The sequence below is a fragment of the Bradyrhizobium sp. Ses1 genome, from assembly GCF_059512365.1.
Map to the genome: position 1 here is coordinate 59,725 of NZ_JCAMOQ010000024.1, position 16,680 is coordinate 76,404.

A 16,680-nucleotide genomic window follows, 5' to 3' on the forward strand; every position below is an offset into this window, starting at 1 on the left:
TCAACCTCGCCGCCTCAAGATATTCAGTAAGTCATTGATTTATTTCGACTTACTGGACGACGATCCGCCAGACGGGCTACCGGGCGGGGGCGGGCAGCCCCCTTGCCCGCCGCCGCCTTGCCCGCCCTGTCCCTGCTGGATCAGGGCCTGCACCCTGCCGCTATCGGATTCCACACGCGAGACGCCGGTCGTCATGTCCACCAGCAGCCGATCGCCGCGCAGCACGTTCTTGCACTGCGTCAGCACGACGCCGCCGAGCATGGTGATGAGATTGGCCCTGGTGTCGAAGATCGCGGTCTCCCCGGTGACGACCTGGTCTTTCTGCGTGACCACGACGTTGCCCTTGGCCTCCAGCCGTTTGATCGAGGAGCTGCCGCCCGGCCCCGGCTGGGCCGACTGCATCGGCGCAGATTTTGCGCCCTTGGCGTTCGACGGCGGCGGCGAGCTTTGTCCCGAACTCGATTCATAGAACACGACGAGCGTCTTCGACGTCATGGTGGTGTCGCCCTGTACCACCTTCACATTGCCCGAGAATGTCGCTTCCTTTTTCTTGTCGCGCATCTCGAGCGCCGCCGCCTCGATCTGGATCGGCTGGTCGCGATTCTGGGTAAAGCCCTGCATGGCGTTGGGCACGCCGGAGACTGCGCCCTGCGCGCGCACCGAACCCGGTGCGATCATCGCGAGCACGAAGGCCGCCGTTGCAACACCGCGCGAAGAAAACTGCTTCATGAAGATCATTTCGTGTTGGCGGACTTGCCTGAGCCCGAGCGCGTTTTCTGTGGTGGCGGCGGCGCAGGTGCGGGCGCCGGCTCTGGTTCAGCCTGGGCCGGCGGATTATCCATGATCAAATTCATCACGACATTGCCTTCGAAGCGCACGAGCTCGCCGTTGTTGTAGATCCGGAGCTTGTCGGCGGTCAGCGTGCCGTTCAGCAATTTGACGTCGACATGCTCGTCCGACGTCACCGTGCCCTTGTTCATATCGACGAAGGCTTGCGAGAGCTTGGCCTCATAGCCGGTCGACGATTGCAGGAAGATGTCCTTGCGCAGGTCGAGCTGCTGCTGCTTGCTGTCGAAGAAGCCGGTGCGCGCATCCAAGGTCACCGTGGTGCGGTCTTCCATCAGCATCTTTGCGCGCAGGGTCTGGAGCTCGACATGATCGGGGTCGGTGAGGTCCTGGATCGCCGCCTTGGCCCAGAGCTCGTACGGGCGCTGGTCAGTGGAGAAGCCTGCGAGATGCGGCGATTCCATCGTGATCTTGGTGCCTGACACGACCAAGTTGCCGATGTCGACCGGCAGCTTCGGCAACAGCATGCGGAACGGATTGAAGACCGACACCCCAACGATCGCAAGCAATGACAGCACCACCGCCGCAGGGACCGCGATGCGCAGAATCCGCACCATCCGGCTGTGGCGCTCGGCGGCGGCAAAGCGCGCCTCGAGGCCGGCTAGATAGGCTGGGGTCTGGACCGAATTCACCGCTACTCCAAGGGCGCGAAGTCTGGCAAAGGCTTACACCATTCTACCCGGGACCGCCGGATTGCGCAGCCGGGACGTCGCGTCGCGACTGCCGCACACTCGCGTTACGAGTGTGACCGAAACGGGGCGGACGGACGCCTTATCACGCCCGCCTCGGGCAGGTTCAGGAATGCGCAAAAATATCTTCGGCTTCCCAGCCGCCGAGATCGAGCCGGGCGCGGGTGGGCAGGAATTCGAAACAGGCTTTCGCCAATTCGGTACGACCCTCACGCGCCAGCATGGCATCGAGCTTTTCGCGCAGCGCATGCAAATGCAGCACGTCGGACGCGGCATAGGCAAGCTGCGCCTCGCTCAGCGTCGGCGCGCCCCAGTCGCTCGATTGTTGCTGCTTCGACAGTTCGATATTGAGCACCTCGCGCACCAGATCCTTCAGCCCGTGACGGTCGGTATAGGTGCGGCTGAGGCGGGACGCGATCTTGGTGCAGTAGACCGGTGTCGGCATCACCCCATAGGCATTGTAGAGCGCCGCAAGGTCGAACCGCGCGAAGTGGAAGATCTTCAGGATATTCGGATTGGCGAGCAGCGCCTTCAGGTTCGGCGCATCGCCGGGCGCCGTTGGCACCTGCACGACGTCGGCGGTGCCGTCGCCACCCGACATCTGCACCACGCAGAGCCGGTCGCGATGCGGATTGAGCCCCATGGTTTCGGTGTCGATCGCAACGGCATCCTTGTAGCGGGACAGGTCCGGCAAATCGCCGCGGTGCAGGCGAATGGTCATGAAAGCGTGCCTCGGTCAAAAAAGTTCGATTCGAGGCGCGACACTAGCCTCCAAAGCGCGAGGAGGCGAGCGCCGGGAGGCCCTCAGATGCATCAAAAACGACCATTTATCGGGGTTTTCCGTTGTACCAAGCAGGGCAGTCGGGTGGCCCGCAAAGGATGTGCCACGGCCCGCGCTTGTCCTTGTAGAAACTAGGGAATTTTGCTTCGTTTGTTGATAGGATCGAAGAGGCAGGAACCGGGTGAATATGCCGTAACCTGGGTTGCGCGCTGCGCTCCATCCGGGCCACCGGCTGCAAGCTGGACCAACGGAGCAAACCCGTGCACAGCGAGAATCGACAGGCTCATTGGCAAAGCGTCTACACCAGCAAGTCCGAGAACGAAGTCAGCTGGTTTCAACAGAGCCCAACTCCTTCAATCGAATTGATCATGCAGGTCGGAGCGACGCGCGCCTCCGCTATCATAGACATCGGCGGCGGTGCTTCACGTTTGATCGATAACCTCATCGAGAATGGGTTCGAGGATGTGACTGTGCTCGATATATCCGAAGCTTCGCTGCAGGTTGCCAGAGCCCGTCTTGGGGACCGGGCTACAAAGGTCGATTGGATCGTCGCTGACGTCACGACGTGGGAGCCGCGAAAGACCTACGACATCTGGCATGATCGTGCCGCGTTCCACTTCCTGACGGAGCAGCGCGACCGTACCGCCTATATCGACTGCTTGAAGCAAGCGGTGAAGGTTGGAGGCCACGCGATCATCGCCACCTTTGCATTGGACGGACCGGAGCGCTGCAGTGGCTTGCCTGTGGTGCGCTATGACCCTGAAAGCCTCGGCCGGATTCTGGCTCCCGCGTTCCAGCTCACCGACCACCGACAACATAGGCACGCAACGCCATGGAGCACGCAGCAGTCGTTCCAGTTCAGCCTATTCCGCAGGACCGCCCTCCCCTGACCTTGGCAGCGTCTGGACTTTAGCTCGCCCGCTTTGTACGGACGATCTCCTCCCGAAGAGGCCGGGAGATCGGGATACGATCAGGACGATGCGCCGAATACCCAGACCGCTCCAATCCATGAAGCTCCTGCTCGCCTGGATGATGCCGCAAGGCACGTCGTTCCAGACCTATGCAACAGGGTCGAAGCTGCGCTTCTTCGTCCAGTGCCGCGACGTCATCGGCCGTCACATCGCAAAATATGGCCGGTTTGAACCGCAATTGACCGACTGGATCGGCGAGTACCTGCAAAACCGACCGAAGGGGATCGTCGTCGACGTCGGCGCCAATCTCGGCTGGCACGCGGTGCATGCGGCTCAACATGCCTCCGTCACCACCGTGGTGGCGTTTGAACCGGATGCGACCAACGCCTGGCTGCTCGATCGCAATCTCACGATCAACGACATCGACAAGGTCGTCGTCTACCCTTGCGCGGTTGGAGCCGCCGTCGGGCACGCGCACCTGCACCGTTACAAGAGGTCCAACAACGGGCGCCACTCGCTGATCAAGAACTATGGCCTGGGCTCGCGCATGGTCCCGCTGACCGACGTCGATTCCGCGCTCGACGCCCTTGGGCTGGCGCAGGACAGAATTTTGTTGATGAAGATCGATGTCGAGGGCTTTGAGCCCGCGGTTCTCGCCGGCGCCGTCAAGGCACTCGCGCGCGCCGATGCCGTCATCACGGAGTACTCGCCTCAATTGAGCCGCGACGGCGATCTGTCGGTCGAAGGGATGGTCGATCGGCTGCTTGCGGCTGGATTTGTCCCGCATCAGCTTGCTGGCACGTCATCCAAGGCCGTCCGCGTTGAGCTCAAGGATCTGCGCCGCATCGAAGACCAGACCGATATCCTCTGGATCAAATTGACGACGAACGGTAGCCCGATGGCCGCATCCGCGCAGGCCGAGCCATCTGCGGGATGACGCATGCCGCGGCTGTCGCTCATCGTCATCACCAAAAACGAAGAGCACTGCATTGCGCGGTGCCTGCGTTCGGTTGATGCGGACGAGATCATTGTCGTCGACAGCGGCAGCACCGATCGAACGGTGGAGATCGCCCGCGAGAGTGGCGCGCGCGTGGTCGTGACATCGGATTGGCCGGGATACGGGCCGCAGAAGAGCCGCGCGCTCGCGCTGGCGCGAGGCGACTGGGTTTTGTCGCTTGACGCCGACGAATGGATCGAGCCGGAATTTGGGAAACGCATCAGGAGCGCCATCAATGCGCCGGACGCGCCTGCCGCCTACCAGACGCTGCGGCGATCGCGTTTCTGCGGCAAGGCGCTGAGATTCGGAGGCTGGTCTTCCGACTACATCGTTCGGCTATTCCAGCGCGGACAGGCCCGGTTTTCCGACGATTTGGTCCACGAGGGGCTGATCGTGGACGGCCCCATCAGGCGGATCGATGTCACCATCGAGCATGATTCGATCGAATCCTGGTCCGACGCCGAGGACAAGATCGACCGCTATTCCCGGGCCGCGGCCGAGCAGATGAACGCCCGCGGCCGCCGCGCGGGCCCATTCGCTGCGCCGTTGCATGGTCTGGCCGCTTTCCTGAAAGTCTACGTTCTGCGCCTGGGCTTCCTGGACGGAGCCGCCGGCTGGGGCGTGGCCCAGTACAACCGGCAATATTCCGCCGCGAAATGGCGGCGTCTCGCGGAATATTCAGCGCAAACCAAGCGTGAGCGTTGATGGCAGCGAGCCGGAGAGCTTGTTCACATGCTCGGCGGCCTTGCCGTTAACGATTTGCGGCATGGCTGAGCGCGGCGCTAATTGCCTGTGCCAACCGTCCCCCGTCTCCTCGCCGCCTTCAGATCAGCGATTGCCTCGTCCATGATCGTTGTCGGCACGAAGCTTGGCGGAAACGAACGCGGCGGAAACTCCTTGAATGTAGCCACGAACTGGAAAACATCGTCCATTGCGCCGTAGACCCCACCGATCTGATTGAGATTCCAGTCCCAGTAGGTGTTGGAGGTGATGTCCGCCCGCTCGAACGGATCCTGGAACAGGTTGTAGATCTTCTGCAGGCGCAATCTCGTGAAAGGCTCGGCCCAGACCTGCAACTGCCCCGGAGCGCGTTGCTCGGCATAGACGTATTTGTAGTCGCCCTTTCGAAAGGCGACGAGCAGACCATCATCGTCGGCGTAGAAGAACTTGTCGCGGGCGCTCTTGACCCCGTTGTTGTTTGCCGCAGTGCCGCTCACGCTGCGGAGAAATTGCGACTGATCGTAACCGTCGAGATGCACCTTGTAGTCGATGCCGTTGGCGGTGTAGCCGGCGCGCAGCTTGTTGACGATATCGCCTTCTCCGGCGATCGCGCACAGCGTCGGTATCCAGTCGTTGTGGCTCATGAGCTCATTGGTGACCGTTCCACCCTTGATCACGCCGGGCCAGCGAACTAGGCAGGGCACGCGGAACGCGCCTTCCCAATTGGTGTTCTTTTCCGAACGAAACCAGGTCATGGCGCCATCCGGCCAGGTGTTCATGTGAGGTCCGTTGTCGCTGGTGTAGACGACGATGGTGTTGTTCGCGATGCCCATGTCGTCGAGCGCGCGGAGCAGGGCCCCGATCGTGTCGTCGTGCTCGATCATGCCGTCGGCATACTCGCTGTCGCCGTGCGTGTAGCGCCCGCGATGGCTGTCGCGCACATGCGTTCGCAAATGCATGCGTGTGGAATTGAACCAGCAGAAGAAGGGCCGTCCCGCCGATTGCTGGCGCTTCATGAAATCGATCGCCGCCGCCGAGGTCTCGTCGTCGATGGTCTCCATGCGCTTCTTGGTGAGCGCGCCGGTATCCTCGATCGTCTGCTTGCCGATCCGTCCGAAGCGCGGATCGACCGTCGGATCGTCGCGGTCGGTGGCCTTGCACCTCAACACACCGCGCGGTCCGAATTTGGCGCGGTAGGCGGGATCCTTCGGATAATCGGGCAGCTCGGGCTCTTCCTCGGCGTTGAGGTGGTAGAGATTGCCGAAGAACTCGTCGAAGCCATTCACGGTCGGCAAGGTTTCGTTGCGATCGCCGACGTGATTCTTGCCGAATTGCCCGGTCGCGTAACCGAGCTGCTTGAGCAGGCCGCCGACTGAAGGATCACGCTGGCTCATTCCCATCGGCGCCCCGGGGAAGCCCACCTTCGTCAGTCCGGTCCGGATTCCATGCTGCCCGGTCAGGAACGCCGCTCGACCTGCCGTGCAGGACTGCTCGCCATAGTAATGCAGGAATCTGATCCCCTCGCGGGCGATCCGGTCGATATTGGGCGTCTCATAGCCCATGAGACCGCCGGAATAGGCGCTGATATTCGCGATGCCGATGTCATCGCCGAAGATGACGAGAATGTTCGGCTTGCGGTCGCCGGGCAGTGGCGATGCGGCGGGAGCCGGCGCGGCGGACTTCTGGTCCTGGCCGAGCGCCTCGGAGGTCAGCGTTGCGGCGACCAGGGCCGTCCCGCTCAAAAGCAAGTTGCGGCGATCGAGAAACGACTGTTTCCTCTCCGAATTCATCGTTCACTCCCATTTCTGACTACGCACCTGAAACCGACATGGCTCGTCGACGTGTCGACCGGTTCGGCATGCCGGGCGGCGGGCCGATACCGGCGGCAATAGTTCGGCGCGCACAGATGCGAGCCGCCCTTCAAGACTTTGCGGGGGATGCGGATGTTCGGTTGACCTGGATCAAAGCTCGCGCGCTCGGGGCCGCCGCGCGGATTCTGCGGAATGCAGCAAGGTTTGGCGCTGTCAGCTTCGTGACGGGCCGACCACCAGTCGGCGGTCCATTCCCAGACATTGCCGATCATGTCGTAGACGCCGTAGCCGTTCGGCGGAAATGCCGTGACGGGCGAGGTACGCGGAAAGCCGTCTTCGCAGATGTTCTGGATCGGGAAGTCGCCTTGCCAGGTGTTGGCCATGTGCCTGCCGTCAGGCGTCAGCGTGTTGCCCCAGGCGTATTCCTCACCATCCAGACCGCCGCGCGCGGCAAGCTCCCATTCCGCTTCGGTGGGAAGCTGCTTACCTGTCCATTTCGCGTAAGCGAGCGCGTCGGCATACGAAACGTGCACCACCGGATGGTCGTCGAGGTCCTTGATGTTGCTTCCGGGTCCGTACGGGCGCCGCCAGTTGGCGCCCTTCATGAACGTCCACCACTGGCTCCAGTCGCGCAGATTGTGCACGCGACGCGGCGGCGAGAACACCAGCGAGCCGGCATAGATCATCTTCGGCAGAGCGCCGGGATAGTCTTTCGGGTTCGGCGGAATCTCCGCCGTGGTGACATAGCCGGTCGCGTTGACGAACGCCTTGAACGCGCGGTTGGTCACCGGCGCGCGGTCGATCCAGAAGCCGTCCACGCTTACCCGATGGCTGGGCGCCTCTTCGGGGTAATGATTGTCGGAACCCATCCGGAAAGTGGCGCCGGGAATCCAAACCATGTCACCGGCGGCGAGATCGGTCGGCCCTCGCGTGCCTTCGATGCCCGGCTCCAACATGCGCACTTCCCGACACGGATCCGCGACTGTCGCCTGCACGTCCCCGAAATTCAGTCAAAGCGGTCAAGGACGTGGCGAAAATCTACCACAGGTGGCGAGCCGGAAAAATGTCACTGCTGCTGACCTACGAGCGTTGGCAGTCAGGACCGTAGCTCGGCCGAGCCCGGTCAGGAATCAGCGGCTCGAAATCAGCGATTCAACCCCTTGCAAAGAACGGTGGTGCCCAGGAAAGGACTCGAACCTTCACGGCCGTGAGGCCACTGGCACCTGAAGCCAGCGCGTCTACCAATTCCACCACCTGGGCACGTGGCGGGGTTAGTAAGGATCGGTCGCGCGCTTGTCAAATAGACGATTGGAAACTCAAATAGTCTGTACAGGGTGACCGCGATGGCGTATCGCGACATCCGGCCCAACAGGCTCCAAAATCGCAGCTATTTCGACCCGCAGGAACTGACCCATGGCATCGAACCTGGAAACGCTCGTCACGGTTTTCGGCGGATCGGGCTTCCTGGGGCGGCACGTGGTCCGGGCGCTGTGCAAGCGGGATTACCGCATCCGCGTCGCCGTCCGGCGGCCGGAATTGGCCGGGCACCTGCAGCCGCTCGGCAAGGTCGGCCAGATCCACGCCGTCCAGGCCAATCTGCGCTACCCGGCCTCGGTGGTATCAGCGATGCGTGATTCGCACGTGGCCATCAACCTGGTCGGCATCCTCGCCGAAAGCGGCGAACAGACCTTCGAGGCGGTCCAGGCCAAGGGCGCCGAGGCGGTGGCCGCCGCTGCGAGCGCCGAGGGCGCCCGCGTGGTGCATGTCTCGGCGATCGGCGCTGATGCCGATTCGACTTCCGCCTATGCCCGCGCCAAAGCGGCTGGCGAGAAGGCGGTGCTGGCGGCCTCGCCATCGGCCACCATCTTGCGCCCGTCGCTGGTGTTCGGGCCGGAGGATCAGTTCACCAACCGTTTCGCGGCGATGGCCCGGATGTCGCCGGCGATCCCGCTGGTCGGCGGCGGCCTGACCAAGATGCAGCCGACCTTTGTCGGCGACGTCGCCACCGCGGTGGCCGATGCCGTCGACGGCAAGACCAAGCCGGGCGCGACCTACGAATTGGGCGGCCCGGAAGTGCTGACCATGCGCGAGATCATGGAGACGATCCTTGAGATCACCGATCGCGACCGCGCGCTGGTCTCCCTGCCGTTCGGCCTTGCCAGGATCCTGGCCGCGTTCCTGCAATTCGCGCCGGGCGCGCTGAAGCTCACGGCGGATCAGGTCGAGCTGCTGCGCAAGGACAATGTGGTGTCGGATACGGCCAAGGCCGCCGGCCTCACCTTCGAGGGGCTGGGAATCACCCCCGATTCGCTGGAAGCCATCGCCCCGCAATATCTCTGGCGCTTCCGCCCGGCCGGGCAGTTCGAGCGCAAGAATGCGTATCGTCCGCCGTCCGGGGCTTGAGCCGGCACGCATAACCACGAATGTCGATATGAAGCGAAGCTACGTCCGCAGCTTCCCGCCTCTCCCCTTGTGGGAGAGGCCGGAACGCATGCAGCGAAGCGGAATGCGATCCGGGTGAGGGGTCTCTCTCAAGGGACTACCGTACTCGCGGAGAGAAACCCCTCACCCGGATTTCCCGCTGACGCGCGAAATCCGGCCTCTCCCACAACGGGAGAGGCGGAACGGAGCAAGCGAAGATATTCCGTACAGCGGCCTGACCCTTACCTTCCGAGCGCCAGCGCGATCAGGCCGAGCGTGCCGACGATCACGCGCCACCACGCGAACAGGGTGAAGCCGTGGCGCGTGACATAGGAGAGGAACGTCTTCACCACGACCACGGCGGTGACGAGCGAGACCACGAATCCGATTGCGACGATCCATAGATTGTCCGTCGTCATCTCGGCGCGGTTCTTGTAGAAATCATAGGCGAAGGCGCCGATCATGGTCGGGATTGCCAGGAAGAACGAGAACTCCGCCGCCGCGCGCTTGTCGGAGCCGAGCAGCATTGCCGCGACGATCGAGGCGCCGGAGCGCGACACGCCCGGGATCATCGCGACGCACTGCGCCATGCCGATCCACAGATACATCAGCAGCGGATATCTCGTCGCGTCATGTTCGCGCGGCTTGAGCTCAAGCTGATCGACCCACAGCAGGATGGCGCCGCCGACGATGAGCGAGAAGCAGACGATCCATGGATTGAACAGCACGCTCTTGATGTATTTGCCGGCAATGAGGCCGACGATGACGGCGGGCAGGAACGCGACCAGCACGCCGATGACGAAGCGCCGGTCATCCGCATTGGAGAACATGCCGAGCGCGACACGCGACAATTTGCCGAAATAGAGTCCGACGATGGCAAGGATCGCGCCGAGCTGGATCAGCACGGTGAAGCTGTCCCAGAAGGCACCTTCACCGAGACCGAAGAATCGTTCCGCCAGCAGGAGGTGGCCGGTCGATGAAACGGGCAGGAACTCCGTGACGCCTTCGATTATGCCCAGAATCACCGCACGTAACGTATCGGTCATCATGATGTGGCCTGCTTTTGCTGGAGAAATCGGGTGCTTCTCGCCTATTCCCCGTTTTGCTGCAATCGCTAAAAACGCCAAACATGGGTTGCCTGATTCGTCTGATTGGCTAGAGCATGATCCGGAGAAGTGGCAGGCCGGTTCTGCGCAAAGATCATGCTCAAACAAAGACATGGGACCACGATCCGATTTCATCTGATCGCATCGTGAATTAGTGTCCCGGGTCTGCCGCGGCTTCGACAAGATCAGGTCGTGAACTGCTGAAGGACTTCATGTACACGCTGTTTCATCATCCGTTCTGTCCGCATTCCCGTTTCATTCGCCTGGTGCTCGGTGAATACGGGCTCGATCTGCGGCTGGTGGAGGAACGGGTCTGGGAACGTCGTGAGGCCTATCTGGCGCTCAATCCGGCGGCAACGACGCCGACTTTGATCGCCGAGGGTTTCCCGCCGGTTCCCGGTGTCGGCGTGATCGCCGAATATCTCGACGAGGCGCATGGGCTCAATGCCGGCGACCGGCGCCTGATGCCGACCTCGATGGCCGAACGCGTCGAGGTGCGCCGGCTGATGTCGTGGTTCAACGACAAGTTCTTCGAGGAGGCCTCCAATCCGCTGGTGACCGAGCGCATCTACAAGCGTTTCATGAGCGAGGAGGATGGCGGAGGTGCCCCGAACGCCGAGGTGCTGCGCGCCGGCAAGGCCAATGTGCGCTATCATCTGACCTATATCGGCTGGCTGGCGCGGACGCGGAACTATCTCGCCGGCGACCGGCTCACTTACGCGGATCTCGCCGCCGCGGCGCATCTTTCGGCGATCGACTATCTGGGCGACGTGCCATGGAGCGAGGACGACGCAGCAAAAGCGTGGTACGCACGGGTGAAATCCCGCCCGTCGTTCCGCCCGCTGCTCAGCGAATGGCTGGCGGGCGTGCCGGCGTCGCGGACCTATGTGGACCTCGACTTCTGACCCCACCGCCCAAGCTTTCACCGGCCGATCTCAGATCCGCGCTCGAGCACGAAGCCCGCGCGCTCGGTTTCGATTGTATCGGGGTCACCGATCCCGGCGCGATCGGCGGCGCGGCGAAATATTTCCGCGAGTTCCTCGACCTGGGCGGCCATGGCGACATGGATTGGCTCGCAGCGCATCCTGAGCGCCGCAGCGATCCGCGCGCGCTCTGGCCCGGCGTGCGCTCGATCATCATGCTCGGCGTCAACTACGGGCCGGACCAAAACCCGCTCGAGATCCTGAAGCGCCGCGACCGCGGCGCGATCTCGGCCTACGCGCAGGGCGATGATTATCACGACGTGATCAAGAAGCGGCTGAAGGCGCTGGCGCGGTGGCTGGTCGCGGCCAGCGGCGATGAAGTGAAGGTGTTCATCGACACCGCGGCCGTGATGGAAAAGCCGCTCGCGCAAACCGCCGGCCTCGGCTGGCAGGGCAAGCACACCAATCTGGTGTCGCGCGACTTCGGCTCATGGCTGTTCCTCGGCGCGATCTTCACCGCAAGCGAGCTGCCGCGCGATGCCGCCGACATCGATCATTGCGGCTCCTGCACCGCCTGCCAGGACATCTGCCCGACCGCGGCATTTCCCGCGCCCTACAAGCTCGATGCGCGGCGCTGCATCTCCTATCTCACCATCGAGAGCAAGGGACCGATCCCGCGCGAATTCCGCAAGGCGATCGGCAATCGCATCTATGGCTGCGACGATTGCCTCGCGGTATGCCCATGGAACAAGTTCGCGCAGACCGGGCGCGAAGCGAAACTCGCAGCGCGCGAGGCATTGCGCGCGCCAGTGCTTGCCGACCTCGTGCGGCTCGACGATGCCGCGTTCCGCGCGCTGTTCTCGAAATCGCCGGTCAAGCGTATCGGCCGCGACCGCTTTGTCCGCAACGTGCTGATCGCGATCGGCAACTCCGATGATGCTGCCTTGGCCGGCGAGGCCGAGCGCTTGCTCGACGATGCAAGTCCGCTGGTTCGCGGCGCAGCGGTGTGGGCGTTGTCGCAACTGATGGAGCCACAGGCATTTGCCGCGCTGGCCTCCAAGACAGTCGATGCGGAGACCGATCAGCGCGTATGCGAAGAGTGGCGGCTCGCGGTCCTTACTTCATGAGATGCCGCGCCATTTCGGGACGCGCCTTCAGCGCGTCACCCTGCTTGGCGACGATCTTTGCGATTCGCTCCGGCGCAAAGTGCATATCGACGAAGGCAGGCGCGGTGTTGGCGACCTCGTGATATTCCGCGATGCGGCCATTGCGAAGGTTCATGATGGCGACGCCCTCGAACATTGCCCGCGCGCCACCAGCCTCCGGCAGCGTCGAGCGGTAGCTGAAGGTGTAGCGCGCATAGAGCGTATGGCCGTCGCTGACGGGGTCGTGCATGTCCCAGCGGAAATCGGACGCGGTGCGATAGAACAAATCGTCGATCATGCCAGCGATCTCGGCATGCCCCGTGAAAGCGCCATAGAACACGTCGTGATAGACGCCGTCTTCCGTGAACAAATCAGCGAATGCAGCGCCCTTCCGCTGTTCGACCGCATCGCAGAAGGCGCGAAGCAGGCTCGTTGTGTCCATTGTTATTCCTCCCTGCCCGGCAGCCTAGCCCATCTCCTTCACTGCGGCGATGATGCGGGCGATGTCCTGCGGGCGCGACAGGCGGTGGTCGCCGTCCTGGATCATGGTCAGCACCACGTCCTCGCTCGGCAGCCGATGCGCCAGCGTGAACGCATGTTGCCAGGGCACGTCGGGATCCTGCGCGCCCTGCAGGATGCGCACCGGACAGCCAACATCGATCTTGGCTCCGAGTAACAAATGATGGCGTCCCTCCTCGATCAGCGCCCGCGTGATCGGATAGGGCGTATCGCCATATTGCGACGGCCGCAGCCAGACGCCCTTGGTCTCGATCTCGGCACGAATTTCCGGCGAAAAGCCCTTCCACATCAGCTCTTCGGTAAAATCCGGCGCCGGCGCGATCAGCACCATTCCCGCGAGCGAGGCGCGGCTGTTGGCACGCCTGGAAAGCTCGCGCGCCAGCAATAGCGCCATCCAGCCGCCCATCGAGGAGCCGATCACGACCTGCGGCCCGCTGCAGAACCGCGTGAATACTGCGACACTGTCCTCGAGCCAGCGCCCGATGGTGCCGTCGATGAACTTGCCGCCGGATTCGCCGTGGCCGGAATAATCGAACCGGACAAAGGCGCGTTCCTGTTCCACCGCCCACGCGTCGAGCGCGACCGCCTTGGTGCCCCTCATGTCGGAATTGAAGCCGCCGAGCCAGAATAGCCCGGGGTTACGACCTCCGCGCGCACGCACCGCAATGCGGCGGCGTTCGGCGCTGTTCCCTACCTCGATGAACTCTGGTTCCTGGTCGATCGTCGCGGAGGTGGTCATGGGATCGTCATTCTCATCGGTGCGTTTTCGATGGGCACGGGCAAACCGTGAGCAGGGAACGTGTCTCGCCTTGTAGAGTATCCGCTCACCAAATATCTGCCCTATCGCGTGACCTAAATGCCGCGCATTTGACGGTTTTAGGATGCAACTTGCGAGCACGCTTGCCCGTTGCCACGTATTGCTTCAAAATATCGCCTTCCTTCACAACTTTGGAGAGTTACCCATTCGCCGTCCCAATAGAGCCCCGCCCGCTGTCGCCAAAGACGGGCCGCGCACCAACGATGAAATCCGCAACGCGCAGATCCAGCTAATCGACCAGAACGGTACCAATATGGGCACCGTGGAAACCATGGTGGCCATCAAGATGGCCATGGAAGCCGGTATGGACCTGGTCGAGATTTCGCCGAACGTGAGTCCTCCGGTCTGCAAGATCATGGACTACGGCAAGTATAAATATTCTGCGCAGAAGAAAGCCGCCGAAGCCCGCAAGAAACAGAAGGTCGTCGAGATCAAGGAGATCAAGCTCCGTCCGATGATCGACGATCACGACTACGACGTGAAGATGCGCGCGATGCAGCGCTTCTTCGAGGAAGGCGACAAGGTCAAGATCACCTTGCGCTACCGCGGTCGTGAAATGGCGCACCAGGAAATCGGCACCAAGCTGTTGGACAAGGTCAAGGCCGACGTCGCGCAATACGCCAAGGTCGAGCAGGACGCGAAGTTCGAGGGACGTCAGGTCGTGATGGTGCTGGCGCCGCGCTGAGGCGAATTGTCGATCGATGAAAGGAAACGCCCGCCGGACCGATCCGGCGGGCGTTTTCGTTTCGCTTCCCGCAACCCTCCGCCGTCATTCCGGGGCGCGCGAAGCGCGAGCCCGGAATCCATCGGGCGGCTGAGTACGCGGCTAAATGGATTCCGAGCTCGCGCTTCGCGCGCCCCGGAATGACGGCGGAGGGTGTCGGGTCCGCCGGGAGCTCGAAAACATTGACCTTCTGCGGAGGTCGCGCTTGCGGGGGAGGCAAGAGACCCCTTCGTTCCGGGATTGCCAATTCGCCCCTACTCTGCCATAAGCGCAGCCTTCGCCGCCCGGCTGATCAAGGGCTGCCGTGGCGACGTTCTGTGCGGGTTGTTTCATTTGCGAAAAACCTGAGCACATTCAACGCTCTAACGAGCATTTTGGTCGGCCGACGCCCCCCGCGGGGCGGTTTCGTGCTGGCGTTTAAGGAGAGCCAAATGCCCAAGCTGAAGACCAAATCGGGCGCCAAAAAGCGCTTCAAAGTGACCGGTACCGGCAAGGTGATGCACGCCCAGCGCGGCAAGCGCCACGGCATGATCAAGCGGACCAACAAGCAGATCCGCCAGCTGCGCGGCACCCGCGTGCTGTTCAAGACCGACGGCGACAACATCAAGAAGTACTTCTTGCCGAACGCCTGATCGCGCCTGAGCCGAGCTGCGTTCCACACAGCTCCCGTCACCACTTCAGAAATCCAAGGATTTAAGTCATGTCTCGCGTCAAACGCGGTGTGACCGCCCACGCCAAGCACAAGAAAGTCTACAAGGCCGCCAAGGGCTATTACGGCCGCCGCAAGAACACCATCCGCGTCGCCAAGCAGGCGGTCGAGAAGGCCGGCCAATATGCGTTCCGCGATCGTAAGCGCAAGAAGCGCACCTTCCGCGCGCTCTGGATCCAGCGCCTCAACGCCGCCGTCCGCCCGTTCGGCATGACCTACAGCCGCTTTATCGACGGTCTCTCCAAGTCGGGCGTCGTCGTCGACCGCAAGGTGCTGTCGGATCTCGCGATCCACGAGCCGGCCGCGTTCCAGGCGATCGCCGAGAAGGCCAAGGCCGCGCTGGCGGCCTGATCCGGCTCTTCGAAGTTTCTTGAAGTCGTCATGGCCGGGTAAGAGCGCGAGGGGCATCTTTCGCGCTTCAGCTCGGTATGACCGGCTAGGAGCGACGGCTTAGCATCCTGGCCAAGAGGGATTGCTATGACCGATCTTGCTCAACTCGAATCCCAGATCCTCGCTGACGTTTCCAACGCTGGCGACGAAGCGGCGCTGGAAACCGTGCGCGTCGCCGCGCTCGGCAAGAAAGGCTCGATCTCGGCGCTGCTTGCCACCCTCGGCAAGATGTCGCCGGAGGAGCGCAAGACACAAGGCGCGGCGATCAACCTGGCCAAGGACAAGGTTGCCCAAGCGCTCGCCGAGCGCCGCGAAGTGCTGAAGGCCGCCGCGCTCGATGCCCGGCTTGCATCTGAGACCATCGACGTCACACTGCCGCTGCGCGAGGCGCCGGCGGAAGCGGGCCGCATCCATCCGCTCAGCCAGGTCTGGGACGAGCTGACGGCGATCTTCGCCGACATGGGATTTTCGGTCGCCGAAGGGCCCGACATCGAGACCGACGACTACAACTTCACCAAGCTGAACTTCCCGATCGGCCATCCCGCGCGCGAGATGCACGACACCTTCTTCTTCAATCCGAAGGAGGACGGCTCGCGCATGCTGCTGCGGACCCACACCTCGCCGGTGCAGGTGCGCACGATGCTGACACAGAAGCCGCCGATCCGCGTGATCTGCCCCGGCCGCACCTATCGCATCGATTCGGACGCGACCCATACGCCGCAATTCCATCAGGTCGAGGGGCTCGTGATCGACAAGGAGTCACATCTCGGCCACCTCAAATGGATCCTGCATGAGTTCTGCAAGGCGTTCTTCGAGGTCGACCACATCAACATGCGCTTCCGGCCGTCGTTCTTCCCGTTCACCGAGCCGTCGCTGGAAGTCGACATCCAGTGCCGCCGCGACAAGGGCGAAATCCGCTTCGGCGAGGGCGAGGACTGGCTGGAGATTTTGGGCTGCGGCATGGTGCACCCGAACGTGCTGCGCGCCTGCGGCCTCGATCCCGACGTCTACCAGGGATTCGCCTGGGGCATGGGCATCGACCGCATCGCGATGCTGAAATACGGCATGAGCGATCTGCGCCAACTGTTCGACAGCGACGTCCGCTGGCTCAGCCACTACGGCTTCAAGCCGCTGGATCTTCCGACGCTGGCCGGAGGGTTGAGTACGTGAA

At 62.7% G+C, this 16,680-nt stretch carries 18 protein-coding genes and 1 tRNA gene; 10 read left to right on the plus strand and 9 right to left on the minus strand.

What is annotated here, in order from left to right:
- Positions 1-39: 39 nt before the first annotated feature.
- The 3 genes from AC5ZG5_RS25365 to AC5ZG5_RS25375 form a co-directional block, all read right to left on the minus strand.
- A complete protein-coding gene (locus AC5ZG5_RS25365) occupies positions 40-738 on the minus strand; it encodes an LptA/OstA family protein (protein ID WP_456644519.1) in 699 nt (232 codons plus the stop codon).
- The gene (gene lptC / locus AC5ZG5_RS25370) at positions 735-1,478 is read right to left on the minus strand and encodes an LPS export ABC transporter periplasmic protein LptC (RefSeq protein WP_028164841.1); all 744 of its coding nucleotides are present in this window, start codon (positions 1,476-1,478) and stop codon (positions 735-737) included. The genes AC5ZG5_RS25365 and lptC overlap by 4 nt, the downstream gene beginning before the upstream one ends.
- A 163-nt stretch (positions 1,479-1,641) precedes the next feature.
- Positions 1,642-2,256 carry a ribonuclease D gene (locus AC5ZG5_RS25375; protein WP_028164840.1) on the minus strand — a complete coding sequence of 205 codons (615 nt, stop codon included), beginning with the start codon at positions 2,254-2,256 and terminating at the stop codon, positions 1,642-1,644.
- Positions 2,257-2,576: 320 nt separating this feature from the next.
- On the opposite strand from AC5ZG5_RS25375, the gene AC5ZG5_RS25380 reads away from it, so the two are divergent.
- The 3 genes from AC5ZG5_RS25380 to AC5ZG5_RS25390 all read left to right on the plus strand — a co-directional run bounded on the left by AC5ZG5_RS25380 (position 2,577) and on the right by AC5ZG5_RS25390 (position 4,929).
- On the plus strand, positions 2,577-3,206 hold the full coding sequence (locus AC5ZG5_RS25380; protein WP_456644520.1) for a class I SAM-dependent methyltransferase: 630 nt from the start codon (positions 2,577-2,579) through the stop codon (positions 3,204-3,206).
- Positions 3,207-3,324: 118 nt separating this feature from the next.
- Positions 3,325-4,164 (plus strand): FkbM family methyltransferase, encoded by an 840-nt coding sequence (locus AC5ZG5_RS25385; RefSeq protein WP_456644521.1) that lies wholly within the window; start codon positions 3,325-3,327, stop codon positions 4,162-4,164.
- Between the two features lie 3 nt (positions 4,165-4,167).
- On the plus strand, positions 4,168-4,929 hold the full coding sequence (locus tag AC5ZG5_RS25390) for a glycosyltransferase family 2 protein (protein ID WP_456644522.1): 762 nt from the start codon (positions 4,168-4,170) through the stop codon (positions 4,927-4,929).
- Between the two features lie 77 nt (positions 4,930-5,006).
- On the opposite strand, the gene AC5ZG5_RS25395 is transcribed toward AC5ZG5_RS25390, so the two are convergent.
- From AC5ZG5_RS25395 to AC5ZG5_RS25405, 3 genes are all read right to left on the minus strand, one after another.
- Positions 5,007-6,734 (minus strand): arylsulfatase, encoded by a 1,728-nt coding sequence (locus tag AC5ZG5_RS25395; RefSeq protein WP_456644523.1) that lies wholly within the window; start codon positions 6,732-6,734, stop codon positions 5,007-5,009.
- The gene (locus tag AC5ZG5_RS25400; protein WP_456644524.1) at positions 6,731-7,711 is read right to left on the minus strand and encodes a formylglycine-generating enzyme family protein; all 981 of its coding nucleotides are present in this window, start codon (positions 7,709-7,711) and stop codon (positions 6,731-6,733) included. Before AC5ZG5_RS25400 ends, AC5ZG5_RS25395 begins: the two co-directional genes overlap by 4 nt.
- A 217-nt stretch (positions 7,712-7,928) precedes the next feature.
- A tRNA-Leu gene (locus tag AC5ZG5_RS25405) sits at positions 7,929-8,015 on the minus strand.
- Positions 8,016-8,168: 153 nt separating this feature from the next.
- Here AC5ZG5_RS25405 and AC5ZG5_RS25410 point away from each other — a divergent pair.
- Positions 8,169-9,158, plus strand: coding sequence for a complex I NDUFA9 subunit family protein (locus tag AC5ZG5_RS25410; RefSeq protein ID WP_456644525.1), 990 nt, complete (start codon positions 8,169-8,171; stop codon positions 9,156-9,158).
- A 260-nt stretch (positions 9,159-9,418) separates the two neighbouring features.
- On the opposite strand, the gene AC5ZG5_RS25415 is transcribed toward AC5ZG5_RS25410, so the two are convergent.
- Positions 9,419-10,225 (minus strand): undecaprenyl-diphosphate phosphatase, encoded by an 807-nt coding sequence (locus tag AC5ZG5_RS25415; protein WP_028164835.1) that lies wholly within the window; start codon positions 10,223-10,225, stop codon positions 9,419-9,421.
- Between the two features lie 269 nt (positions 10,226-10,494).
- On the opposite strand from AC5ZG5_RS25415, the gene AC5ZG5_RS25420 reads away from it, so the two are divergent.
- Positions 10,495-11,187, plus strand: coding sequence for a glutathione S-transferase family protein (locus AC5ZG5_RS25420; RefSeq protein WP_028164834.1), 693 nt, complete (start codon positions 10,495-10,497; stop codon positions 11,185-11,187).
- Positions 11,136-12,332 carry a tRNA epoxyqueuosine(34) reductase QueG gene (gene queG / locus AC5ZG5_RS25425; RefSeq protein ID WP_456644526.1) on the plus strand — a complete coding sequence of 399 codons (1,197 nt, stop codon included), beginning with the start codon at positions 11,136-11,138 and terminating at the stop codon, positions 12,330-12,332. The genes AC5ZG5_RS25420 and queG overlap by 52 nt, the downstream gene beginning before the upstream one ends.
- On the opposite strand, the gene AC5ZG5_RS25430 is transcribed toward queG, so the two are convergent.
- Both AC5ZG5_RS25430 and AC5ZG5_RS25435 read right to left on the minus strand, forming a co-directional pair.
- Positions 12,322-12,792 carry a nuclear transport factor 2 family protein gene (locus AC5ZG5_RS25430; protein WP_456644527.1) on the minus strand — a complete coding sequence of 157 codons (471 nt, stop codon included), beginning with the start codon at positions 12,790-12,792 and terminating at the stop codon, positions 12,322-12,324. The two genes, queG and AC5ZG5_RS25430, sit on opposite strands and share 11 nt — an antisense overlap.
- A 24-nt stretch (positions 12,793-12,816) precedes the next feature.
- Positions 12,817-13,608, minus strand: coding sequence for an alpha/beta hydrolase (locus AC5ZG5_RS25435; RefSeq protein ID WP_456644528.1), 792 nt, complete (start codon positions 13,606-13,608; stop codon positions 12,817-12,819).
- A 223-nt stretch (positions 13,609-13,831) separates the two neighbouring features.
- Between AC5ZG5_RS25435 and infC the strand changes: the two genes are divergently transcribed.
- The 4 genes from infC to pheS all read left to right on the plus strand — a co-directional run bounded on the left by infC (position 13,832) and on the right by pheS (position 16,679).
- Positions 13,832-14,371: a translation initiation factor IF-3 gene (gene infC / locus AC5ZG5_RS25440; RefSeq protein WP_130229242.1), complete on the plus strand. Its 540-nt coding sequence runs from the start codon at positions 13,832-13,834 to the stop codon at positions 14,369-14,371.
- Positions 14,372-14,841: 470 nt separating this feature from the next.
- Positions 14,842-15,042: a 50S ribosomal protein L35 gene (gene rpmI, locus AC5ZG5_RS25445; protein WP_028164829.1), complete on the plus strand. Its 201-nt coding sequence runs from the start codon at positions 14,842-14,844 to the stop codon at positions 15,040-15,042.
- A 68-nt stretch (positions 15,043-15,110) separates the two neighbouring features.
- Positions 15,111-15,470 carry a 50S ribosomal protein L20 gene (gene rplT / locus AC5ZG5_RS25450; RefSeq protein ID WP_027581334.1) on the plus strand — a complete coding sequence of 120 codons (360 nt, stop codon included), beginning with the start codon at positions 15,111-15,113 and terminating at the stop codon, positions 15,468-15,470.
- Between the two features lie 126 nt (positions 15,471-15,596).
- Positions 15,597-16,679, plus strand: coding sequence for a phenylalanine--tRNA ligase subunit alpha (gene pheS / locus AC5ZG5_RS25455; RefSeq protein WP_208823308.1), 1,083 nt, complete (start codon positions 15,597-15,599; stop codon positions 16,677-16,679).
- Position 16,680: the final 1 nt, after the last annotated feature.

Bases quoted from the DNA above. Each gene is read 5' to 3' on its own strand.
- rplT (WP_027581334.1), top strand. From the start codon at position 15,111: ATGTCTCGCGTCAAACGCGGTGTGACCGCCCACGCCAAGCACAAGAAA.
- pheS (WP_208823308.1), top strand. From the start codon at position 15,597: ATGACCGATCTTGCTCAACTCGAATCCCAGATCCTCGCTGACGTTTCC.
- queG (WP_456644526.1), top strand. From the start codon at position 11,136: ATGGCTGGCGGGCGTGCCGGCGTCGCGGACCTATGTGGACCTCGACTT.
- AC5ZG5_RS25390 (WP_456644522.1), top strand. From the start codon at position 4,168: ATGCCGCGGCTGTCGCTCATCGTCATCACCAAAAACGAAGAGCACTGC.
- AC5ZG5_RS25385 (WP_456644521.1), top strand. From the start codon at position 3,325: ATGAAGCTCCTGCTCGCCTGGATGATGCCGCAAGGCACGTCGTTCCAG.
- AC5ZG5_RS25400 (WP_456644524.1), bottom strand. From the start codon at position 7,711: ATGTTGGAGCCGGGCATCGAAGGCACGCGAGGGCCGACCGATCTCGCC.
- rpmI (WP_028164829.1), top strand. From the start codon at position 14,842: ATGCCCAAGCTGAAGACCAAATCGGGCGCCAAAAAGCGCTTCAAAGTG.
- AC5ZG5_RS25420 (WP_028164834.1), top strand. From the start codon at position 10,495: ATGTACACGCTGTTTCATCATCCGTTCTGTCCGCATTCCCGTTTCATT.
- AC5ZG5_RS25415 (WP_028164835.1), bottom strand. From the start codon at position 10,225: ATGATGACCGATACGTTACGTGCGGTGATTCTGGGCATAATCGAAGGC.
- AC5ZG5_RS25430 (WP_456644527.1), bottom strand. From the start codon at position 12,792: ATGGACACAACGAGCCTGCTTCGCGCCTTCTGCGATGCGGTCGAACAG.
- AC5ZG5_RS25395 (WP_456644523.1), bottom strand. From the start codon at position 6,734: ATGAATTCGGAGAGGAAACAGTCGTTTCTCGATCGCCGCAACTTGCTT.
- AC5ZG5_RS25365 (WP_456644519.1), bottom strand. From the start codon at position 738: ATGATCTTCATGAAGCAGTTTTCTTCGCGCGGTGTTGCAACGGCGGCC.
- AC5ZG5_RS25410 (WP_456644525.1), top strand. From the start codon at position 8,169: ATGGCATCGAACCTGGAAACGCTCGTCACGGTTTTCGGCGGATCGGGC.
- AC5ZG5_RS25375 (WP_028164840.1), bottom strand. From the start codon at position 2,256: ATGACCATTCGCCTGCACCGCGGCGATTTGCCGGACCTGTCCCGCTAC.
- AC5ZG5_RS25435 (WP_456644528.1), bottom strand. From the start codon at position 13,608: ATGACCACCTCCGCGACGATCGACCAGGAACCAGAGTTCATCGAGGTA.